This is a genomic window from Streptomyces sp. NPDC006510 (assembly GCF_040611955.1).
GTDB lineage: Bacteria > Actinomycetota > Actinomycetes > Streptomycetales > Streptomycetaceae > Streptomyces.
The window spans coordinates 1-2310 of sequence record NZ_JBEXPH010000410.1 but is presented as its reverse complement, the minus strand read 5'-3'; the positions used below and the strand labels follow the sequence as shown (position 1 = coordinate 2310).

General features: G+C 69.0%; 3 protein-coding genes and 1 pseudogene. 1 reads left to right on the top strand and 3 read right to left on the bottom strand.

What is annotated here, in order from left to right:
* The 3 genes and pseudogenes from ABZY11_RS44005 to ABZY11_RS43995 form a co-directional block, all read right to left on the bottom strand.
* Positions 1-81: pseudogene (locus ABZY11_RS44005) on the bottom strand (electron transfer flavoprotein subunit beta); the annotation flags it as partial.
* Positions 82-283: 202 nt separating this feature from the next.
* Positions 284-790: a flavin reductase family protein gene (locus tag ABZY11_RS44000; RefSeq protein WP_356484551.1), complete on the bottom strand. Its 507-nt coding sequence runs from the start codon at positions 788-790 to the stop codon at positions 284-286.
* Positions 791-986: 196 nt separating this feature from the next.
* Entirely contained in the window at positions 987-1313 is a 327-nt protein-coding gene (locus tag ABZY11_RS43995) for a thioredoxin family protein (protein WP_356484550.1), read from the bottom strand.
* Between the two features lie 218 nt (positions 1314-1531).
* On the opposite strand from ABZY11_RS43995, the gene ABZY11_RS43990 reads away from it, so the two are divergent.
* The gene (locus ABZY11_RS43990; RefSeq protein WP_356484549.1) at positions 1532-2254 is read left to right on the top strand and encodes a lysophospholipid acyltransferase family protein; all 723 of its coding nucleotides are present in this window, start codon (positions 1532-1534) and stop codon (positions 2252-2254) included.
* Positions 2255-2310 lie beyond the last annotated feature (56 nt).

Below are 2310 nucleotides of genomic sequence, written 5' to 3'. Positions count from 1 at the left end.
CACCGTCAGATCATCGGCGAAATGCCGGTCACCGGTGGCGTCGGGCACGTACTTCACACAGACAACGATCCTCAAGCTCACGCCGGCTCTCCTACTGCATCGTCATTTCCGGGCTGCCTTGTAGCAGGCAGCATAGGCGCCTGATGGGGCGGATTCCGGTCGGGGCGACCGACGCCCCGACCGGAAATATTACTAGCCAGTACACCCAGTGGCCCACTTATGAGCAAGCGCTTGGAACTGTGATCTGCCCAACGTACGGCGCCCATGTGCCGCCCGGGTGGAGTCAGTCTCGCAGAGCGTTGAAACGACCCTGGTGATAGACCAGCGGCCGGCCGCCGCCGGCCGGATCGCCGACCACGGCCTGCGCGATCACGATGCGGTGGTCCCCCGCCGGGACACGGGCGACCACGCGGCACACCAGCCACGCCAGTACGCCGTCGAGCAGCGGCACTCCTTCGGGCCCACTGCGCCAAAAGGTGGACGGGCCGAACCGGTCGGCGCCGCTGCGGGCGAAAGTGGCGGCCAGCTCCTGCTGGTGCTCGCCGAGTATGTGGACGCCGATGTGCTCGGCCTCGGCCAGGACCGGCCAGCTGGAGGACGAGGTGCCGACCCCGAAGGAGATCAGCGGCGGTTCGGCGGCGACGGAGTTGAGGGAGGTGGCGGTGAAGCCGACCGGCCGGTCTCCTGCGGCGGTGATCACCGCCACACCGGCGGCATGCTGCCGGAAGACCGAGCGGAGCAGTTCGGGGGAAGCCTGGCGGGGGGTACCGAGCTCGGGTGAAGCCGTCATGGACATGTCCTTCTGCGGAAGAGGCTTACGGGGCCGTGGTTGCTCGGGCACCCGGACAGCGCGCACTCGCGTTGCGGGCGAGATCCACATGGACCCGGCCGTAGAGAAGGAGTTCCGGCGGCATAGCGTCAGACTGACGATGCGTGGTGGGTGCAGTCAAGAGCGTCCCGCAATGTGGGAGATGCGTCACGGTCCGTCACATCGCCTGCCCCAGCGCGGCGACCACGTCGACGGTGCGCGGCTGCCCGACGGCCCGGCGGACGATCCGGCCGGCCGCGTCCAGGACCAGCACGGTCGGCGTCCGGCTGATCTCCAGCTCCCGCACAAGCGTGAGATGCGCCTCGGCGTCGATCTCGACATGGGCCACGCCGTCCACCATGCGCGCCACCTCGGTGAGGGTGCGGCGGGTCGCCCGGCAGGGCTGGCAGAACGCGCTGGAGAACTGCACCAGCGTGGCCCGCTCCCCCAGTTCGGCGCCGAGCCGGGCCGCGTCCAGCGACCCTCCACACGTCTGCCCGTCCACCCTCGGCCTCCTGTCAGAGCTCGTCGCAAGAGGTCAGCACCACGGGCCCGCGAGACATTCCCGGAGGTCCCACGTGACGAGAATCTCGCGCCCCGAGCCCTCGGAGACTGGCCACCGCGTCGCGCATGGGGCACGATCGGCGCAATGCCGCAAACCTACGGCTGCGTAACTTCCGCCGGGAGAACCCTCCTCAGGCGCTGAAGAAGGGTCTTCCCCAGATGGCAGAACTCGTCTATCGGCCGGTCGTCGGCGCCGCTCGTACATTTTTCAAGGCGCTGGACCTGAAGATCGACACTCAGGGTTCCGAGCACATCCCGAAGACCGGTGGCGCGGTACTGGTAAGCAACCACATCAGCTATCTGGACTTCATCTTCACCGGGCTCGCGGCGCTGCCGCAGAAGCGGCTGGTCCGCTTCATGGCGAAGGAATCGGTCTTCCGGCACAAGGTCTCGGGACCTCTGATGCGCGGCATGAAGCACATCCCCGTCGACCGCAAGCAGGGCGAGGACGCGTATGCGCACGCACTCGCCTCGCTGCGCTCGGGCGAGATCGTCGGCGTGTTTCCCGAGGCCACCATCTCGGAGTCGTTCACGCTGAAGAGCTTCAAGTCGGGCGCCGCCCGGCTGGCCCAGGAGGCCGGCGTACCGCTGATCCCGATGGCGCTGTGGGGGACACAGCGGCTGTGGACCAAGGGCCGGCCGCGCAATTTGAAGCGCAACCACGTGCCGGTGACGATCCGGGTCGGCGAGCCCGTGGAGGCGCCCACCGACCAGTACGCGGGCGCGATCACCCGGAGGCTGCGGGAGCGGGTCCAGGAGCTCCTGGAGGCGGCCCAGCGCGCCTACCCCGTGCGCCCGAAGGACGCGAGCGACACCTGGTGGGTGCCCGCCCATCTCGGCGGTACGGCCCCGACCCCCGCCGAGGTGCGCGAGAAGAGCTGAGGCAGCCGGTCAACGGCCGAAACGTCACTCCGGGGAGCGGACGGCGCTCCGCGCCC